Below are 20,668 nucleotides of genomic sequence, written 5' to 3'. Positions count from 1 at the left end.
CTACTTTTAATTTAGCTTTGACGCCATCGGGCTCGCAGGCTGTCGTCCAGAGCCCCTGGTCGTTTTATTTCCGTTTCCAGCAAATCGCGTATGAATTCCGGAAGATGATAAAGTGTATCGGTTCCGTGACCCAGAGGAGGATATCCTACATTAAACGTAAACATATCCAGTGTTCCAACAATATACTCCCCCTGTTCATCCATAGGTTCCCCATTAATGTAAATGGTCTGGATCTTCTCATAGGCAGGCGCATGTGGATTGTATTGAACTTCCATTCCGTCCATGCATAACGTACCTAGAATTTGACCCCGAAAACCAAATCCCACAATGGGCTTACCTGAAAAATCGTCCAACAAGGACTGCTCAAGTGCTTCACGAATATGAGTTCCACTCAAGCATATTGTACAAGCATTTATAGGAGATGGACATAGGGAATGCAACATTCCTTTTGTAATATTACCTTGTGGAAGATCTACGAGAAGCTGACCTGCATTCACCAGAGACAGCTGAGCCCCCGTGAAATGACGAACAGCTTGTGCAAGCAATGTTGCAAAAGGGGATTCCCGGTCATACGCGATGGGCAACACCCGGTCTGTTATCACTGCCGTCTGATTAAGAGTCCTTTCGGCTTCCGTTCGATTCGTAGCGATTGCCAGCGCGACCTGATCATCCAGTAATATGCTCTTGGCAGTCATACAGCCGCTACTTACCAGCTGCAAAGGTTCTCCCACGCTTGTTCGTTCCAGGACCACTTTACCAAGCCATTGGCCAAATTTCCCAGCTGCGCCCAGCACGGTCTGACCAATGACTAATGGTTCTTCGAGAACATGATGGGTATGTCCACCGAGAATAACATCAATTCCAGTAATCTGCTCCGCCAGCCTCCGATCTGTTGAGAGTCCCAGGTGCGAAAGGATAACCACCACATCCACTTCATCACGCAATGCTTCCACCTGAGCTCTTAGTGAATCCACAGGGTCCAGAACATCCCATCCGAGCAGTTCGTAAAACGTGGTAAAAGGGGCGGTTGCCCCCAGAAGGCCAACGCGAAAGGGACCTTTCTCCACAATCAGAGAAGGTTTCATCCACACTGGCGGAAGACCCGTATCTTGCTCTACAACATTGCCACATACCACAGGACACATAAGTCCAGCATAGGTTTGCGAGAGCTGATCTGGCGTAAATGTCAGTCCCTCGTTGTTACCAATTGTAATGGCATCGTAGCCAGTCAGGTTAATTACATCAACATTAGCCGTACCCAGTGTTCCCTCTGTTTCAACGGCCATCCGGTCCATATGATCGCCGATATCCAATACAAGGAAGTTGCCACCTTGTCCACGTTCCTCATTGATCATAGCGGCGATGGTGCTCATGGAGCCGAAGTGGCTGTGAATGTCATTGGTGTGCAGAATCGTCAACTTTTGCTTCTCCCTGGTGCTCATCACACCGCCTCCCCTTCTCTTCAATAAACGTTCATTCTTCTAATGGATAAGCATAACATTTTCCGCGTCGTTATGATATATTTAAAGGGTTTAGAGATCAAAAAGAGGTGAGTTATATCTATGAAATTGACAATTCAACTATTTGCAGGCATTGCAGAACACTTAAATACATCCCTTTTGGAGTTTGAGTACATTGGAGACATTCCAACCGCTGCCGATTTAAAAGAGAAACTGAGTCTGGCCTACCCGGAGGCAGCTTCTCAGATAAAAACATCCTTTTTGGCCGTTAACCAACAGTACGCTCCTGCCGATACTATACTTAGCTCGGAAGATGAACTTGCGTTGATTCCTCCTGTCTCTGGAGGCGATGGTACGGATATATCCGATAAGAAACATCGTTCTACCTCCCTTGAACATCGGACTGAAGATGGCTTATTTCTGATTACAGAATCCACTTTGTCTGTTGAGGCAACAACGGCGCTAGTGATAACCCCGAATCACGGGGCAGCTCTTACTTTTGTAGGTACGACTCGTGAAATGACGGGTGAACAGCGTACCGTCCATCTTGAATACGAGGCCTACGTGCCGATGGCTCTTTCCCAGATGGCAGCCATTGGTGTGGAAATCTCCGATCGCTGGCCTGGTGTATTATGTGCGATCAGTCACCGAATTGGCAAAGTGGATGTGGCAGAGATTAGTGTAGTCATTGCCGTTTCCTCACCTCATCGCAACGACTGTTATGATGCAAGCCGCTACGCTATAGAGAGACTCAAACAGACCGTTCCAATCTGGAAAAAGGAAATCTGGGAAGATGGGTCTGAATGGAAAGGTCATCAATTAGGACCATGGAACCCCATGGAGAAGTAAGCAATGAGCCTTTACACCTTCTACGACACAGTGACTTATTAGTAAATAAGTCGTTGTCAACCCATTTTTTTCTTGTTATTATAATGATATATGTCGATATTAGTCGAGGAAAAGGTGGTTTATACGTGAGAGTGCATGTTACTGATCTCAAACCTGGCGACCTGTTAAAAAATGATGTATACAACAGTTCGGGTCTCCACATCCTGATGAAAGGTTCCACCCTCAGTGAAGATGACCTATCCAAGCTGCTGCAACATGGAATCGATTACGCAGATGTAGAACATACAACATCCGACCTACACTCTGATGCACAAACCTTACCTTCCGATCAAACCACTCTGTTAACTAACTTGTTTAACGATACGATCAAAGGTACTGAATCTCTATTTCAACAAGCGATGGAGAAGGGTTTTATTGATGAGACACAAGTCGATGAGATTTTGATTACCCTAACAGGACAGCTGGAAAAACAGAAAGATGTTGTCTCCTTATTGCTTATGCTGGACGGGGATAGCGATTATACCTATAACCATTCATTGCAAGTTGGGATGCTCGCTTTTTACATTGCCGGCTGGATGGGTTATAACCCCGAGGAATGTCTAACGGTAGCCAAAGCAGGATATCTTCATGATATTGGCAAGTCCAAGATTCCTTCTGAAATCTTACATAAACCGGGTAAATTGACCACGGAAGAATTTGATGAAATGAAGAAACACACATTCTATGGGTACGATATCATTAAAGAATCCACGCAAGATGAAATTCTGGCAATGGTTGCACTCCAGCATCATGAGCGCGAGGATGGGAGTGGTTATCCTCATGGACTTCGAAGAGAAGAGATTCATCCATATGCCCGTATAACAGCTGTAGCGGACGTTTACAGCGCCATGACGACTAATCGGGTGTACCAGACCAAACAGGAACTGATCTCCGTTCTGTGTGAACTGTATAGCCTTAGCTTCGGTCAGTTAAATGGTGAAGCCACGCAGGAACTGATCAAGCACATGCTACCTAATTTTATCGGTAAAAGGGTTCTGCTCACCACAGGTCAGACGGGACTAATCGTCATGAATAATCCTGCTGATTATTTCCGCCCACTCGTTCAGACCTCTACGGCCTTTATCGATTTAGCGAAAGAAAGAGATATTGCTATCGTTGAGATCTATGTACAGTAGCTGTTCATTTTGCGTAGCCATGCCTACGAAGGACCAAAAACTAGCTTAAATAGCAAACGTAATATGTTGAATATGACAAAAGGGAAGCCGTAATCGGCTTCCCTTTGTTTATTTCGATTCAATTATATTGGATTATACACAGAATGCTTTTGTGATGATAACCAACAGAATGAACAGTACCAAGATTGCACCAGTGTTTGTAAACATATTGTATCCACCAACGCCGCCTACTCCGCCTACGTTGCCCCCACAGCCATATCCTACTTCGCTCATGTGATTGCCTCCTCTTCATCAGGTATACCCTAACATATGACGTTCACCGATCTAATGAACCGGGCGAAGTGGCAACATTCGATAAATGGTTGTCTGCCTGCATCTACCTGAGTGGATTAACCTTTTGCTTCTCCCTGTTCTTTGCGGGAAGTTATATGTCGGAATCCGAATGAACCTGGATACCTTTTTCCTTGCGGTACATAATGACGAGTGATCGCCAAAAATCATAACTGCCCTTGTCATTCATAATATACGGTCGATAATAATCAAATGCTTGTTGCGCCCATGTGGGACAATCCATATTGGCAAGTTGCTGCTGTTGCTGAATCCATCCCCCTTGAATCTCCAGCGTTTTCTGCATGGCTTCAAATATTTTCTTCTGCTCAGCGGTCATCGGCAGAGCCTCCTGTTCCTGAGATGCAGTTCCGTATTCGGCCTCCAGATATGCGCCTGGCTCCGTCACACCATCTTCACTAGCTGTATAGCCATAAGATGGTGCACTTATTTTACGAATCTCATAATGTACATGCGGCCCAGTACTCTGACCCGTGCTTCCCTGATTACCAATAAGCTGGCCTCGTTTCACCTGCTGCCCAACGGTTACGGCAATACGTGAAAGGTGAGCGTAACAATGCAAATAGCCACGATGATCTTGAAGGGCGACTGTAAGCCCATAACCGCCGAATCCGGAGCCTGTAACTCCTTCAGAAGCAAAACGTACCTTACCCTCCATAAAAGCATAGACAGGGCCATTCCAGGGCTCTGTCACGAGATCGATTCCGCGGTGAAACGTCTGTCCACCATGAATGGGATGAATGCGATAGCCGAATGAACTTGTAATCCGATATCCCTCGAAAGGGTTCACGCTCATACAATCACATCCTTTTCTATCATTAGATGCTTAAATCTATGAAATGGCTTGTGCTATTGGTCTTATTTTATTCCACAAAAATACCGCTCAGACTAGGATTAAGTATAGCAGAATGCTTTTTTAGTCAAATTATTTTCCCTTGTATTTCTTCCTGAACTAGAATCTAATCATTCATATGTACAATAAATGAACAGAACAATATAAAAGAAAAAGACCGAGGAAATCACCTCGATCTTTTTCAGTATTACTTGATTCAATTTAGGTCGGATTCAGGACGCGAACGTCCCGATCTGCTGAATAATCCTTTTTTTAAAAGGGTTATCCAATAGAGCCTTCCATTTCGAACTTGATCAATCTATTCATCTCAACAGCATATTCCATTGGCAATTCCTTCGTGAATGGCTCAATGAAGCCCATGATGATCATCTGTGTAGCTTCTGCATCCGTCAGACCACGGCTCATCAGATAGAAGAGTTGATCCTCGGACACTTTGGATACCGTAGCTTCATGCTCCAGCATGATGTTATCATTCATGATTTCATTGTACGGAATTGTATCTGATGTAGACTCATTATCGAGAATGAGTGTATCACACTTGATATTGGATTTCGCGCCCTCCGCTTGACGTCCAAAGGAAGCCAAACCACGGTACGTTACTTTACCACCATGTTTACTGATGGATTTGGATACGATCGTAGATGTTGTATCCGGAGCCAAGTGGATCATTTTCGCACCTGCATCTTGGTGCTGGTTTTTACCAGCAACAGCGATGGAGAGTACGGAGCCTTTAGCTCCACGGCCTTTCAGTACAACCGCTGGATATTTCATCGTCAGTTTGGAACCGATGTTACCATCGACCCATTCCATTGTTGCATTCTCTTCTGCAACTGCACGTTTCGTAACGAGGTTGTAGATGTTTGGTGCCCAGTTTTGAATTGTAGTGTAACGAACACGGGCATTTTTCTTACAAATGATCTCAACGACCGCACTGTGCAGTGAGTTTGTGCTGTAGATTGGAGCTGTACAGCCTTCCACATAGTGAACAAAGCTGTCTTCGTCCGCAATGATGAGTGTACGCTCAAATTGTCCCATATTCTCGGAGTTAATCCGGAAGTAGGCTTGCAGAGGCACTTCACATTTAACGCCTTTAGGCACGTAGATGAAGCTTCCTCCGGACCATACCGCACTATTCAAAGCAGCAAATTTGTTATCTGCTGGTGGAATAACTGTTGCAAAATATTCACGCAGGATTTCCGGATGCTCTCTGAGAGCCGTATCCGTATCCATGAAGATTACACCTTGGTCTTCCAATTCCTTTTGCATGTTGTGGTATACAACCTCAGACTCATACTGAGCTGATACCCCTGCAAGGAACTTTTGCTCTGCTTCAGGGATACCCAATTTATCAAAGGTTTCCTTGATTTCAGAAGGAACCTCTTCCCATGTTTTCCCTTGTTTTTCAGAAGCACGCACATAATACTGAATATCGTTGAAATCCAATCCGTCGAGATCTCCGCCCCATTTCGGCATTGGCATCTTTTCGAATTGTTTCAGGGATTTCAAGCGGAATTCCAACATCCATTCCGGTTCGTTCTTAATCTTGGAAATTTCGGTAACCACTTCTGCAGTCAGACCTTTACCGGTTTGAAAGATGGATTTGTGCTCGTCGCGAAAACCATATTTGTACTCTTCCATTTCTGGTGCTTTTTTAGCCATCTTGCTCTACCTCCCTATCGTTATTGTACTTTGTTCTCTTCGTCAATCCCTTTGCGTAATGCATTCCAGGCCAGAGTGGCACATTTGATGCGTGCAGGGAACTTGTTCACACCGGATAGGGCTTCGAGATCTTCATAATCGTCGAAATCGACTTCTTCACCTTTCATCAGTGAGGAAAAACGGTTAGCGATATCGAGTGCCTGTTCCATCGTTTTGCCTTTGACAGCCTCTGTCATCATCGATGCAGAGGACATGCTGATGGAGCAACCTTCACCCGTATATTTGGCTTCCTGAACGATTCCGTCTTTCAGCAAAATTTGCAGTGAAATCCGGTCGCCGCACGTTGGATTGTTCAAATTCACCGTGACAGCGTCATTATCAAATGTTCCGCGGTTACGCGGGTTTTTGTAGTGGTCCATTATAACACGTCTGTACAGATCATCAAGTTGCATCGCCAAAGTACTCCTTTGTCTGGATTAAGGCGCTGACAAGCCGATCTACATCTTGTTCGTTATTGTATAGATAGAAACTGGCACGAGCTGTTGAACTAACTTCAAGCCAGCGCATTAATGGTTGACAGCAGTGGTGTCCGGCACGAATGGCCACGCCACTCGCATCCAGCACAGTTGCCACATCATGCGGATGAACATCTCCCAGATTAAAGGTAACCACACCCACATGCCGCTTTGCAGGGCCATAGATGGTTAAGCCATCTATCTCGGACAGACGCTCCGTTGCATAAGCTGCCAGCACACTCTCATGATGTGCAATCTCATCCATACCAATCTGTTCCAGAAAATCAATGGCAGCTCCCAATCCTACCGCACCTGCGATAATCGGGGTTCCACCTTCGAACTTCCAGGGAAGCTCTTTCCAGTTGGATTCGTATAGACCCACATCATCGATCATTTCACCGCCGAACTCAATAGGTTCCATGGACTCCAGCAGCGCCTTTTTGCCGTAGAGTGCACCGATTCCGGTTGGTCCGCACATTTTATGACCGGATAATGCATAGAAATCACAGTCCAGATCCTGCACGTCCACCTTCATGTGAGGTGTGCTTTGTGCGCCATCAACAACGATGACAGCACCATTGCGGTGTGCAATTTCAGCAATTTGTTTCACCGGATGGATCAGACCCATCACATTGGATACATAAGCGATCGCTACAATTTTAGTATTGTTCGTAATCGTCTTCTCCACGTCAGCCAATTCAATGTGACCGTCAGGCTGAAGCGGGATGTATTTCAATGTTGCACCTGTCTCCTTGGCAACCTGCTGCCAAGGAATCAGATTACTATGGTGCTCCATTTGCGTGATAACAATTTCATCGCCTTCTTTGCAATTGGCGCGAGCATACGATGAAGCCACCAAATTCAGGGCTGTCGTTGTCCCGCGAGTGAAGATAATCTCCTGTGTACGGCGGGCATTGATAAACTTGGCTACCTTCTCACGCGCGCCTTCGTAAGCGTCGGTTGCACGGCTTCCAAGGGTATGAACACCACGATGTACGTTGGAGTTCTCATACTCATAATAATGTTTGACTGCTTCAATCACAGCACGAGGCTTCTGTGAAGTTGCAGCACTATCTAAATATACGAGCGGATGTCCGTTGATTTCCTGGTGGAGGATCGGGAACTGCTCGCGAATCGATGGGTTCATTGTCCCAGCTTCTTCTCAATCAGGGACTGCAATTGGGTGCGCAGTGCTTCCAGAGGAATATCCGCCACCACCGGAGCCAGGAAGCCATAGATGATCAGGCGTTCAGCATCCGTACGGTTAATTCCGCGCGACATCAAGTAATGAATCTGCTCGGCATTGACTTGACCAACAGAAGCCGCGTGACCTGCTGTTACATCATCCTCATCAATCAGAAGGATTGGGTTGGCGTCTCCACGTGCTTTAGGGCTAAGCATCAACACTTTCTCTGTCTGCTGTCCATCAGCTTTGGTAGCGCCTTTCTCAATCTTCGTGATCCCGTTGATGATTGCAGAAGCTTCTTCACGCATAACTGCACGTGTAATCATCTGACTTGGCGTATTTTTGCCGAAGTGACGAGCTTCTGTGGTGTAGTTAATTTTCTGGGAACCGGAACCCACAGCGATAACTTTGGAGTCGGAACTTGATCCATTGCCTTTAAGCACAGTCATCGTGTTACTCGCTGTATCGCCATTGTTCATTTCACCAACGATCCACTCGATCGAAGCATCATTCTCCAAAACTGCACGACGGAATGAAACATCAGTTACATTCACACTCAGTTGATGAACCGATGCAAAGCGTACTTTAGCACCAGATTTTGCGAATACTTCAACAACACCATTATGGAAAACAGGTGCGGACAGTTCGCCGGATACATAGTTATCCACATAAGTTACTGAACTGTTTGCTTCTGCAACCACAAGCACGTGAGGTGCAAACGTTGCAGATGCATCATCCGTAAGCAACACTGCTTGCAGTGGTACTTCGATTTCAACATTCTTCGGAACATACAGGAACACCCCGCCGTTCCAAAGTGCCGCATGCAGTGCAGCAAGGGAATGCTCATCTGCTTTCACTGCTGTGTTCAGATATGGTTTTACCAAATCACTGTGTTCGCGAACCGCAGTAGCCAGATCCGTGAAGATAACTCCTTTTGCCGCCAGTTCAGCAGACACTTTAGAATATACCGCACCGGAATTGCGCTGGATAACCAGACTGCCTTCAGCTTGATCCTGAACCAGATCTTTGATAGAAGCAGGTACTTCTGTCAAAGAAGAAATAGCTTCACTTGCTTTATATGTTCCGTACTCGCTGACATTCCAGCGTTCGATTTTTTGTTTTTCCAGTTTAGGAAGCGCAAGCCCACTCGCAAGCTTCAAAGCTTCGAGTCGCTGTTCGGTCAACCAGCCGGGTTCATTGTTGCTTTCCGACAAGGCGCGAAGCGCTTCAGATTCAACCGGAAGAATTGTTTGTGTAGTCATTAATTAATCCTCCTCCGTTTTGTCTTTACGCTTCTTGACCTACAGTTTCGTCTGTAATTCCCAGCTCTTCCTTAACCCAGTCATATCCTTCAGCTTCCAGACGGTGTGCCAGTTCAGGTCCGCCGGATTTCACAATACGACCTTGCATCATAACGTGTACGTAGTCAGGAGTAATGTAGTTAAGCAGGCGTTGATAGTGCGTGATGATCAAGAAACCACGATCTTCGCTCTTCATTGCATTTACACCGTTTGCCACGATTTTCAGAGCATCGATGTCCAGACCGGAGTCAATCTCATCGAGTACTACGATTTTCGGATCGAGCAGCATCATTTGCAGAATCTCGTTACGTTTTTTCTCACCACCGGAGAAACCTTCATTCAGGTAACGGTGAGCGAACTCAGGGTTCATGTCGAGTTCTTTCATTTTACCTTCCATTTGACGAATGAACTTGATCAGGGAGATCTCGTTACCTTCGCCACGACGTGCGTTAATTGCACTACGCAAGAAGTCGGAGTTAGTAACACCAGCGATTTCACTTGGATATTGCATAGCCAGGAAGAGACCTGCACGTGCACGCTCATCTACTGCCATATCCAATACATCTTCACCATCAAGTGTAATTGTACCGTCAGTTACTTCATATTTCGGATGGCCCATCAATGCAGAAGCCAGAGTGGATTTACCTGTTCCGTTCGGACCCATGATTGCGTGGATTTCTCCACCTTTCATTTCCAGGTTGATGCCTTTCAGGATTTCCTTACCTTCGATCGTCGCTTTCAGACCTTCAATGACGAAATTCGTAGCCATGTGTATTGTTTCCCTCCATTGATTAAATTGATGTTTACTGTCGAAAACGAAAAAGCGCCTATTATATCTGAACAGGGCTTCCCCTGAATTTCTCTTGTACTCGAATCTTCAAAGCAAGAACACTTTAGAATAATTCTAAACTGATTCTCATTGATAATCAAGCTATTTCCTAAGAGTGTATATTCCTTGAAGGAAACATTATTCTTTCTGATTCTATAATAAATACCAGATTGAATCAAATGAGAAAACATCTTCTGTCGAGATGGACAGTGAGAAAAATCACAGAAAATCAAGCTTTTATCATATCTGTTACACACTAATCTAAAAAGGACTTATCCATATTATGGACAAGCCCCTTCATTAATAATATTACAATTTGAGCATCTCGTTAATCTTCTGTACCTGTTCGTCAAAATCCGCAACGTCCACCACTGGCGTCATTTCGCGCGGCACCGGACCATTCGGAATAGAAATCCATGAGCGACAGCCATTATATTCAGGCAATACGGGGATTTCCATCGGTTCTTTCAAAAGGTACACACGTAAAATCAATACATGGAGCGGATCTTTCCGTTTCCATTTCAAACGGTCTTCGGCAAAATCCGCTGTCCACATATGAAAGTCAAGAAGTCGATCCAGCATCTCCTGATCTCGTATCTCCAGATCCTGCGTTACTTCGGCATATGCAGTAATGCGGATTGTCGAAGCTTCGTGCACCCATTCGGCCAATGATTCTTCAACATAGGATTGATCCGAGGACTTAATCAGTTCTTTACGCTGATGTTCATAAGTCGGATACAGGTAAAACGCCGGACTTTTCAGCTCAAAATGTCGGGTTTCCTCTACAATCCCACCTTTGCGCATCACCATAATTTGGCGACCCGTTTCCAGTGCTTTGATTGCTGAGGCCCATTCTTTTAAAGCCGGTATCGTTGGTTCTAACATAAGCTGTTCCTCCCCCATCGTTCTTGTCAGCAGTATAGACGCTCAGGGCGTTTCTGACAACATGATCGGGGATCAGAAAGCTTACGAAAGAAACATATTTGTATTAGGTTGAATCTTGCCTGTATTAACCCAGGAAAGAGCGAAGCATCCACATGTGTTTCTCAAGGTCTGCCTTGAAGCCTGTCAGCATATCGGATGTCGGTTGATCCTCAGCTGCATCTGCAACCTCGATACCTTCCTGATATTCATTCGAAAGTGTAGCGAAGTCCTCGATCAGGTTTTGCACCATTGTCTTCGCGTCTTCACCACCTGCCGCTTCCTGGATAGAGGAAAGTTCCAAATACTCTTTCATTGTAGCTGCTGGGCTACCTTTTAGCGTAAGAATACGCTCTGCAATTTCATCCATTTGCACGGTAACTTCGTTGTAGAACTCTTCAAATTTTACATGCAACGTGAAGAAGTTAGGTCCTTTAACGTACCAGTGATAGTTATGAATTTTGACATACAATACGTTCAGGTTAGCTACCTGACGATTAAGTACTTGTTCCACCGATTTTGCTTGATCTGTTTTGTTTTTTGTAGCCATATTAATCCCATCCTTTTATTTAAAATTAGTCTGTCATGCCGTGATAAGCAGGTTGTCCCGCAGTGCATAACAGAGAGTTAACAATGTGTCACCGCTTGGTAGCGGAGAGGCTTATGAACAATGTTTTTATCAACTGTCCGGCCTATTTGTTTTTACCCTTGAACAGGAATTTCGAATCAGAATCAACTTGGCTTGTCTCAAAAAAAAGTTCAAAAACCTCGCTATTTCCGATATACTGACATATACCAAGCAAAGAAGTGGGTTTTCCTGTTTCTTCATATATATGGAGGTGGCACCTTTGTCCCAATATCGCCCTTTAACACCCCAGGATGCAATTGAACTGGCCAAAACATTACCGGGTCCATTTGCGGCAGATGCAAATCTGGATTGTCACGAGATCGGCGACGGCAATCTGAATTTGGTATTCCACATCACGGATCAGAACTCCGATAAAAGTATCATTATCAAACAGGCGCTTCCTTATGCGAAAGTGGTTGGCGAATCATGGCCGCTCTCTCTCGTACGTGCCCGCATCGAACGTGAAATTCTGCAAGAAGAATATCGTCTGTGTCCAGGGATGGTACCGGAAGTGTATCATTACGATGATGACCTCGCGCTGACGGTTATGGAAGATCTGAGTGATCATGTAATTATGCGCAAAGGCCTGATCGACGGTGTTACCTATCCTCTTTTTGCACAGCATATTGGGGAATTCATGGCAAGAACGTTGTTCTTCACATCAGACTTGGGCATGAATCAGCAATTGAAGAAGGAACAACAGGGCAGATTCATTAATCCGGACCAATGCAAGATAACGGAAGATCTGATCTTTGATGAACCCTACCGGATCGCTGAAAAAAATAATTATGATGCTTCCATTGAAGATGAAGCTGAAGCCCTTCGCACGGATGGAAAGCTTCACCTTGAAGTCGCCTTGTTGCGGGAAAAATTCCTGACACATGGACAGGCACTGCTTCATGGAGATCTGCATACAGGCAGTATTTTTGTTACACCTGAATCGACCAAAGTCATCGATCCCGAATTTGCATTTTACGGTCCCATGGGATTCGATGTAGGTGCAGTTCTTGCGAACCTGCTCTTGAATTACGCCTCCCTGCCAGGATGGATTCAGGATGAGACTGCTTTGCGTGAGCGTGAAACGCTTTTGCTAAATATGGTTCGTGATGTATGGACTGAATTCGAATCTCGTTTCCGTGCCCTCTGGACTAATGATCTGGTGGATCCAATGGCTAAAGTGCCAGGGTATCAGGAGCTGTATATGCAGCAATTGTTTAGAGATTCAATCGGCTTCGCAGGTGCCAAAATGATTCGTCGTATCGTGGGACTCGCACACGTGGCGGATATAGATACCATTTCGAATGCAACTGAACGTGAACATGCTCAGCGTAAATCATTGGCCATTGGTAAAACGTTACTCAAAAACAATCGTCGCTTGAATACCATCGGTGAAGTGCTGGATATTGTATCTACAGCTGTTACTACGACTAAGGCTTAACATATGGAACGGAGGAACCACCCATGACAACCCCTGAATATCAGCCTCTGTCCTCTCTGATCTGGAAAAAGGACAAACTTGAAATGCTTGACCAGCGTCTGTTGCCCGAAACTATTCTTATGCTGAAGCTCTATACACCCGAGGAAGTATGGGAATCGATCCACTCCATGAAAGTACGCGGTGCTCCAGCGATTGGTATTGCTGCTGCATTTGGTGTTGTATTAGGTGCCAAATCATACGACGGAACAACCATTCAAGGCTGGCTGGATCATGTAAAATCCATATGTGCACATCTGGCTACTTCCCGTCCAACAGCAGTCAACCTGTTCTGGGCACTGGATCGCATGATGCAAAGAGCAAATATGGCCGTTGAATCCGGCTTGAGCCTGGAAGAGGGCAATGATGCACTTGAAGTAGAAGCTTTGTTGATTCAGAAGGAAGACGAAGAAGTATGCCGCATGATCGGCGAGAATGCACTGCCTTTGTTCGAAGATGGTATGGGTGTCCTCACCCACTGTAATGCAGGCGGACTGGCTACAGCGAAATACGGTACGGCAACCGCTCCAATGTATCTCGCGCAGGAACGCGGTATTCACCTGAAAGTATTTGCTGACGAGACTCGTCCTGTACTTCAAGGTGCACGCCTGACTGCATTTGAGCTACAACAAGCCGGCATTGACGTTACACTGCTCTGTGATAATATGGCAGGCATGGTGATGTCCAAAGGTTGGATTCAAGCCGTTATCGTCGGAACAGACCGGGTTGCAGCGAACGGTGACGTAGCTAACAAAATCGGAACCTACAGTGTGGCCGTTCTTGCCAAGGCTCACAATATTCCGTTCTATGTTGCCAGCCCATTGTCGACGATCGACTTGTCTACCCCATCCGGAGATCTTATTCCGATTGAGGAACGAGCTGCCGAGGAAGTCACCGAAGGATTTGGCAAACGTACAGCACCGCAAGGTGTTAAAGTATTTAATCCTGCATTTGACGTAACGCCTAATGAATATGTAACAGCTATTATCACGGAAAAAGGCGTGGTTCGCGCTCCTTTCAAGGAAAACTTGGCTGCTTTATTTGCCAAGGAAGAAGCTTAATTTAATAAGCGTGTTCGAAAAGTGAATTCGTGTATAGGGTTGCTAGCTACAACGTGCTCTAGACTTTGAATTAAGATGCTAAAGAAGGGCTTCCCATACGGGGAGCCCTTTTGTTAGTGTTTAGATCATTTTCAACAAAGCCTCTACACCCGTCATGCCAACCGTAATGCCCATGGCTTCGGCTTCTGTTGTCACCGATTCCATTGGTGCATGCAACAACTGCTCCAGTGTACGCACACCAACCGCCCGAGCCGCAATAATTTTGCGATCCCCGAGCTTCTCATTAAGTAATCCCACATCGAGTGCTCCGCACATGATATATCCTTTGGATGTATTAATCGTCAACAACGTTGTTTTGGGCAGCTTGACTTCTACCCCGACCAATACATGCTCTCCAACTACAATGGGCTCCATCGTCACCATAATTTCCCGATCCACCTCCTCTTCCACAGGTCACGATAATTGTATGCCTCATTCTGGATTGTCGTGTGGACACCTGCCGTGATTGAGAAAATGTAGGTACTTATCGTTCGAATATTTTGTTGGTAATTCTTCTCGCAGACTTAGATATATAAATATTCTTTTTCTTTGAAATATTAAAAAAAGCCACCTCAGAAATGAGGCAGCTCTCGTAATAAACATTAATATTTTTAAGTGTCTAAAAGTTTATCTTGGAGTGTTTGATAACATCTAATCAGCTTCTCGAGTTAAGAAGACAAGTTAATTTAACTGGTCAAAGTGGACCTAACCTTAAAACGTATGCTCATCATTCTTTAATTTCCTTATCTCCGTTAACTCTCTTCTAATTCCCAGTACACGTCTATGAAGTACACTCCGACCTATTGATTCAGCTACTGACTTTTTGAACTGAACATCCATATCGCTTAATTGCTCCTGAGCTAGTTTCTTTTTATGTATTGGTTTGACTTGAAGATTATCAGTTCCAGACTTGATCGGCCTCAATCTCTTCTGCTTCATAATTTGTTCAAATACGCTGTCCTCTTGACGCATGGTCTTCAGTCCTTAATATGTGATGAACACATTGTATCATAACGAGAAGAGGACTGTTACATAATAAAGTACAGATGCTTAGAGTTGGACATGATCCTAAACGCAAAAAAAAGAGGGCCAATGCCCCCTTATATAATTAATTTATTTTATAAAATGTAAAAATACGCTTGATTCCCTGGACTCTTCACAATTAATGTGGTCACTAAGTCACTGGCATCCCGTTTACGGATACTTGTGATCGAATCCAACTCTTCATTCGCAATAACTCTTGGTAGGACATAAGCTGCCAGATCAGGCTTGGAAATTGTCATTTCAGTAGCCATATCCACAATCTGTCTCACATCTACCGTAGACTGCATATCCTTCCACTCTCGCACCTGAAGATAGCCATCCAAGTATTCTCTTTCCTTGATACTAATGTGGCCATCCAAAACATCCATATACTTGACCTCAATGCTGGAAAGTACATCAGGTCTGGAGATATATAATTGCCCAGGCTGTTCTTCCAAATATGGAATCTCAAGACTGGCGGCCCTCTCATCATGATCTAATGCTCTGACTTGAAGAACACTATTCAGATCAGGCTTATTAACCATAATCTTCGAAATAACAGTCGAATCATCTTCGTACATGACCGTTAGCAAAGCCTCAAACGTTGAAGTTGCTTTGGTATAATTGGAGACTTCCAGTGAAGCATGAAGATCAGGTATGGATACAATTAAACTCGTATCCCGTCCATCATTGAACAACTGTGAAATCGTTAACGTACTGACCAGAGACATTTGTCTATCTACCGTAATAACTGAAGGTAGGTCAGGATAAGACACTGCGATTTCTACAATTTTTTCGTCGTCTAGACCAGTTCTAACCGCAAGATTACCGTCTGTATCCTTAGTTGTTCGTATAGCAGTAATGAACTGCGAATGAAGCTCGGGTTTAGAAACAGCAACCCATGTTGCCTTCTCTTCTGTTCTACTTTCAACAATAGAAATGTTCGAATTCAGTTCCGCATCTATACGTTTAGCTATTATCAGATCTACATCCAGGTCCGGACGGCTGACTGCGATGACTTGAGGTATATCATAATGTATGTGATCCTCATAACGGTGGACGTACAACTGAGATTTGAGCCAGTCCAGCCCAATATCACTGTGTACAACTAACGTTGAAGCTATATCCTTGCGACCTGCACCATAAATAAAAATTTCACTTTCAATTTCGGTTCGACCGATGGAATAGATCTGGGAAGTGATATATTTAATCTGCAAAACAGGTGGTTTGGAAGACTCACGAGTGTTGAAATAAATCGGTGTGTTACCGCTAGACTGAATAATCATTCCAACATTCGAAAGTATGCCGTCTCTCCACATGTGAAGTAATGCCATCATATCAAACTCAACATAACGTTCAGTCGTATCTATAATATAACTAGACGATAAGAGCTGAATGGACTGTGGTCTGTTCGCATAAGTAATTCCGTACTCCCGCCACAGTGTATCCGGCTGATGAAGCTCAATGTGTGCTCCTGGTGCCAGAGTTCCTGTGTAATATAACCTCAATTTAGCTTCTTCCAGATACAACAGATCAGGTATTCTGGTATCCAAATCACCGAAATGTATAAACGATTCGAATTGCTCCATCTCGTCGCTGCCGATCATCATATGCTGTGTATCACCAAAGTTGAGCGTCTGCAGGTGAGTTTGACTTCGTGTGGTTGCATCAGCAACAGGCTTTAGGTCAACAGTCACACGAGGTGCTTCCAGTAATTCGTATTTGCCGTGTGCACGGTTATGTGGCCGAACGTATAGCATGCCTTCAAGATCAACTTTGGATGCCGCTTGGATGGTTGCGCTCAGATCTCCTTGCGACCTGTACATCACAGATAACGAATTGCTCAATTCCTCTGACCTTCTGACACGTACGGATACAGTAGAGACGTTCTCGGATACTTTTCTTGTAGCAGCTATTAGGGTCGAAGACAGTTCTTCATCGACTTGATTGTATAGGATATACTTTGCTGCAAAACGATTTTCCGGACTTTTAATATGTATAACACTATCTAATGGAGTCTCCTCGTTATTAATTTCACTCACTTCCTGTCTCATTGTATTGAGAGCTATACACGGTCTGCTGTGACCTTCATTTCAAAATTGCCATTCGGGTTCGGCTTGGCATGAATATCCGTTGCGATGCGAATATAAAAATCGATGCTATCCTCCGGTTGAATAAGGCCATAGGTCAGATAATCGATCGGAAGAAACGGGTCGGCCTGTCTGGATAATTGGACTTCAACACCATTCGTTTCGAATTTCTTATCCATCTCCAGGTAAACATGATCCACAGCATATCCAAGCAAGTTTTTGATTCTGACTTTCTTCGTTAACGTCGTCTGTCCGGCAATAATCACCCCATAATCGAGTTGTTTCAAAATACCGCCAAAGGTATCTGAAAGGAAATCTCCAGACTCATCCATAAACATTAATCCTGAATACGATCCGATAAACTGGGTTTCCCAGTAATCTACGGCACCCCAATAGTCCTGAAATTCAACCTTCAAGGTATTCTCTACGCCAAAATGTACATTTCTCTCGTCAATATTGAGTTCAATATCGAATGGAGAAGCTGCTAGGCGTGTAAAATTGCCATCCGCCGGATAATACGTTTTACCGTTCAACAACACGCGGTACTTAACCTTGCCCTGATCTGCATCATCCAGCACCCCTGTTAGCTTGTTACCTGAGAAGGTCAGATTGATTGTGGCTGTGGTGTTTAACAGTTGCAATGACATATCTCTGAACTCCACTGCGTTACGCGGTGCATCAACGACCATCTTCACTTCGTCAAGCGAATAGCTGTTTTCATAATGCTTACTGCTATCGAAGTAATAGGCGATTCGAGTTAAAGCTATAAGATCCTTTTCAGGGATGGCGTTGAGTGTGTCCAGATTCATTCCTTTTCTTTTGAACAACGTAGCATCCTGTATATCCATGTTGAACCACTTGTTGAAACGGTATGTCTTCCATGTGAGCCCTGAGTCGAACGAAGCAGCCATTCTTAATATACCTTCCGGACTGTTCTCTGTTACTTTCGTAGCGACAACCTTTTTCACGTCTCCATATAACGCTATGTCTGTTGGTTGCACAATTAATTGCCCAAACGGCAGCGCGTCATACGTCAGCATCATATCCCGATTTCCGGCGATTACCTCTTCATCATTCGTCCACGTAACCACGTCAAAATCTCCCTCAAGTTCATCCAATGGGGAGTAGTTAGCCGTGATATTCAGTTCCGCTGACGTTTTAGAGGGATCGTCTGTGTAGTATAGAACATCCACACTATCACCCAACTCATCGTAGAGGGTAAACGGTTCGGTTTCCATTGTAATCGTTGATTCGGTTTGATTCGGGTCATCGGTGTATTCGATGATTTTGATCTCTTTATCTTCCCATTCTTCAGCTAGGGTGAAGGGCTCGGTTTCGATGTTGAAGGATGCTTCTGTTTTGGTTGGGTCGTCGGTGTAGTAGCATAGTTCCACTTCGCCTTGAAGTTGTGCCCATGCAGATTCAGGTATGATGGAGATGTCGTCCATTCCAAAGTTTAAATAATCCTGTTCGGTGGGTGAACCTGAAATTACTTGCCATTGTCCGCTTGCGTAATACTTGTAGGTTGAGCTGTCTTCGACTAAATATTTATGGTCATAGACCCAATCCATGAATTCAATCTCATGAATATTGATTACCTCAGAAGTGTTGTTTCTTGTCACCCGTACTCTATAGTTGAGATAGGCTTTATTGGGAGCGATATTAAAAGTGACTTTTCTATTGTTTGCCCATGATACGACTACATAATCATTTCTTGTGTCAATTAGATCCCATGTAACTGCATCATTACTTGCTTCTAGAACCCAAGATCGGGGTGGTGAGTTGTTTTCCAAGCAATACATGGAGTACCCTGCCAATTTTACAGAGGTTGGAAACCGGTAAGAAACCCATGTATTAGTGACACGATAGGTTCCATAGAATGTACCTTGACTTCTATCAAATGCTTTATAAGCGTAGTATGCACCATTTTGACCATTATAGCTTACTACGCCTGAAGGTGAAGTATAAGATGTCATAGGTGGTACGATATTCACAAGCTTTGCCATAATCCCATCTCCTTTCTAGAATAAATAGAACAATTTCATTTTACCTACTTATGTGATCGATACTTTTTCGATTGGTACTTTAGTTGTGTCTATTTTTTGCTTAAAAACTCTACCAGTCCCCAAAGTTTCAGGGCTATTCACAATAGTTGAAACTTCTTTCACAGACGATTGAAGATCAACAACATCATTCTTATTCATTCCATACTCAATAAACCATTCATCGTATAAATTAGGAATATATGTAATAATATGTGATTTTGGTTGGTAAATCTTCATTTCGCCTATACATATAAAAGTTGCGTCTCCATTATTTGCAGTTATAATAATTCTGTAGTATAAATAACTATCTTGGTTTGTGGTTGAGAATGTTTTAAACGCATTATCTGACCATCCATTCACATTGGACTGCGTATCCAACACAATCCAACTAACCCCATCGTTTGATGCTTCAAATGTCCAGTCTTTTGGACTTCTTAATGGAGAACCATACTGCCCTGTCAGTTCATACTTATAAATGGGACATTTTTTATGGAGTTGTATAGCGACCCACTGAGGTTCTGCTTTTGTAGGAACTTTTGGGGCGGCCCAACAGGAAGTAGCTACATTGGTTATACCATCAAAAGCTTTCCATCCATTGTAAGTTCCTGTATGTATTAAACTTTCAGTTACAGTAAATCCGTTCACTGTTCCAGCGGTCATTTGTGGCATAGGATTTGATTCAGGTAACTGAGATACACTTACTCCATCTGTACCTGAAGAAATCAAAATTTTTTCATAATAAACCAACTCAAACATATCAATCTCACTTAATTGAATCCTTTCGGAGTCATTGTTTGTGGTCGTAATATTGAGCCTATAAAACTTATATTTAATGGTGTTCGAAAATATATAATCCTGAATCAAGCCTGATGTCCAATTTGTTATGTTTGTTCGACTATCTAAAACAATCCAATTCTGATCGTCGCTACTCCCTTCAAAAGTCCATTGTTTTGGAGCACCATTAATCGTCCCTGTAGCTCTTAAAGAATATTTAGATATAATAATAGGTAAATCAAACTCAAATTTAGCCCAACCACCCTTAGCTTGTGCTTGCCAATAGGTTCCAGTATTTTTATCAAACGCTCTGTAGGCAAGATGTAAGTAATTATCAGCAAATGTGCTCACACTAGCTCTTCCATTTGACCCTGTGTTAGATGTCATTGATAAAGGGAGCGCACTACTATCTTTTATATACCCTTTACAACCATCTCC

General features: G+C 44.0%; 18 protein-coding genes. 4 read left to right on the top strand and 14 right to left on the bottom strand.

Annotated features, from left to right (window positions below):
* Window positions 1-11: 11 nt before the first annotated feature.
* Complete coding sequence (locus MHH93_RS08930) at window positions 12-1,442, bottom strand: bifunctional metallophosphatase/5'-nucleotidase (RefSeq protein WP_500053733.1); 1,431 nt, start codon at window positions 1,440-1,442, stop codon at window positions 12-14.
* Between the two features lie 120 nt (window positions 1,443-1,562).
* On the opposite strand from MHH93_RS08930, the gene MHH93_RS08925 reads away from it, so the two are divergent.
* Window positions 1,563-2,309, top strand: a complete 747-nt coding sequence (locus MHH93_RS08925) for a molybdenum cofactor biosynthesis protein (protein WP_500053732.1) — start codon at window positions 1,563-1,565, stop codon at window positions 2,307-2,309.
* 125 nt (window positions 2,310-2,434) lie between these two features.
* The gene (locus MHH93_RS08920) at window positions 2,435-3,484 is read left to right on the top strand and encodes an HD-GYP domain-containing protein (protein WP_500053731.1); all 1,050 of its coding nucleotides are present in this window, start codon (window positions 2,435-2,437) and stop codon (window positions 3,482-3,484) included.
* 132 nt (window positions 3,485-3,616) lie between these two features.
* On the opposite strand, the gene MHH93_RS08915 is transcribed toward MHH93_RS08920, so the two are convergent.
* From MHH93_RS08915 to MHH93_RS08875, 9 genes are all read right to left on the bottom strand, one after another.
* Window positions 3,617-3,757 (bottom strand): hypothetical protein, encoded by a 141-nt coding sequence (locus tag MHH93_RS08915; protein ID WP_017689533.1) that lies wholly within the window; start codon window positions 3,755-3,757, stop codon window positions 3,617-3,619.
* Between the two features lie 151 nt (window positions 3,758-3,908).
* Entirely contained in the window at window positions 3,909-4,628 is a 720-nt protein-coding gene (locus tag MHH93_RS08910) for a M23 family metallopeptidase (protein WP_500053730.1), read from the bottom strand.
* A 318-nt stretch (window positions 4,629-4,946) separates the two neighbouring features.
* Window positions 4,947-6,344: a Fe-S cluster assembly protein SufB gene (gene sufB / locus MHH93_RS08905; protein ID WP_091032622.1), complete on the bottom strand. Its 1,398-nt coding sequence runs from the start codon at window positions 6,342-6,344 to the stop codon at window positions 4,947-4,949.
* 20 nt (window positions 6,345-6,364) lie between these two features.
* A complete protein-coding gene (sufU, locus tag MHH93_RS08900) occupies window positions 6,365-6,796 on the bottom strand; it encodes a Fe-S cluster assembly sulfur transfer protein SufU (protein WP_017689537.1) in 432 nt (143 codons plus the stop codon).
* A complete protein-coding gene (locus tag MHH93_RS08895) occupies window positions 6,786-8,006 on the bottom strand; it encodes a cysteine desulfurase (protein WP_500053729.1) in 1,221 nt (406 codons plus the stop codon). Before MHH93_RS08895 ends, sufU begins: the two co-directional genes overlap by 11 nt.
* Window positions 8,003-9,307: a Fe-S cluster assembly protein SufD gene (gene sufD / locus MHH93_RS08890; RefSeq protein WP_500053728.1), complete on the bottom strand. Its 1,305-nt coding sequence runs from the start codon at window positions 9,305-9,307 to the stop codon at window positions 8,003-8,005. The genes MHH93_RS08895 and sufD overlap by 4 nt, the downstream gene beginning before the upstream one ends.
* Before the next feature lie 25 nt (window positions 9,308-9,332).
* Window positions 9,333-10,115, bottom strand: coding sequence for a Fe-S cluster assembly ATPase SufC (gene sufC / locus MHH93_RS08885; protein ID WP_062833524.1), 783 nt, complete (start codon window positions 10,113-10,115; stop codon window positions 9,333-9,335).
* A 369-nt stretch (window positions 10,116-10,484) separates the two neighbouring features.
* Entirely contained in the window at window positions 10,485-11,060 is a 576-nt protein-coding gene (locus MHH93_RS08880; RefSeq protein WP_500053727.1) for a DUF1802 family protein, read from the bottom strand.
* A 124-nt stretch (window positions 11,061-11,184) separates the two neighbouring features.
* Complete coding sequence (locus MHH93_RS08875; protein ID WP_017689542.1) at window positions 11,185-11,646, bottom strand: Dps family protein; 462 nt, start codon at window positions 11,644-11,646, stop codon at window positions 11,185-11,187.
* 298 nt (window positions 11,647-11,944) lie between these two features.
* On the opposite strand from MHH93_RS08875, the gene mtnK reads away from it, so the two are divergent.
* Together mtnK and mtnA are read left to right on the top strand one after the other, a co-directional pair.
* A complete protein-coding gene (gene mtnK, locus MHH93_RS08870) occupies window positions 11,945-13,162 on the top strand; it encodes an S-methyl-5-thioribose kinase (protein WP_500053726.1) in 1,218 nt (405 codons plus the stop codon).
* Window positions 13,163-13,185: 23 nt separating this feature from the next.
* On the top strand, window positions 13,186-14,259 hold the full coding sequence (gene mtnA / locus MHH93_RS08865; RefSeq protein WP_500053725.1) for an S-methyl-5-thioribose-1-phosphate isomerase: 1,074 nt from the start codon (window positions 13,186-13,188) through the stop codon (window positions 14,257-14,259).
* A gap of 120 nt (window positions 14,260-14,379) precedes the next feature.
* Here mtnA and MHH93_RS08860 read toward each other — a convergent pair whose 3' ends face one another.
* The 4 genes from MHH93_RS08860 to MHH93_RS08845 all read right to left on the bottom strand — a co-directional run bounded on the left by MHH93_RS08860 (window position 14,380) and on the right by MHH93_RS08845 (window position 20,581).
* Complete coding sequence (locus MHH93_RS08860; RefSeq protein ID WP_017689545.1) at window positions 14,380-14,682, bottom strand: YunC family protein; 303 nt, start codon at window positions 14,680-14,682, stop codon at window positions 14,380-14,382.
* A gap of 734 nt (window positions 14,683-15,416) precedes the next feature.
* Complete coding sequence (locus MHH93_RS08855) at window positions 15,417-17,363, bottom strand: CBM96 family carbohydrate-binding protein (protein WP_500053724.1); 1,947 nt, start codon at window positions 17,361-17,363, stop codon at window positions 15,417-15,419.
* Window positions 17,364-17,386: 23 nt separating this feature from the next.
* The gene (locus MHH93_RS08850) at window positions 17,387-19,417 is read right to left on the bottom strand and encodes a hypothetical protein (protein WP_500053723.1); all 2,031 of its coding nucleotides are present in this window, start codon (window positions 19,415-19,417) and stop codon (window positions 17,387-17,389) included.
* Between the two features lie 48 nt (window positions 19,418-19,465).
* Window positions 19,466-20,581 carry a discoidin domain-containing protein gene (locus MHH93_RS08845; RefSeq protein ID WP_500053722.1) on the bottom strand — a complete coding sequence of 372 codons (1,116 nt, stop codon included), beginning with the start codon at window positions 20,579-20,581 and terminating at the stop codon, window positions 19,466-19,468.
* Window positions 20,582-20,668 lie beyond the last annotated feature (87 nt).

Source organism: Priestia sp. FSL H7-0729 (assembly GCF_038005685.1).
Lineage (GTDB): Bacteria > Bacillota > Bacilli > Paenibacillales > Paenibacillaceae > Paenibacillus.
Note: the sequence above shows the minus strand (reverse complement) of the source record. Positions and strands in the feature narration are given on the sequence as shown.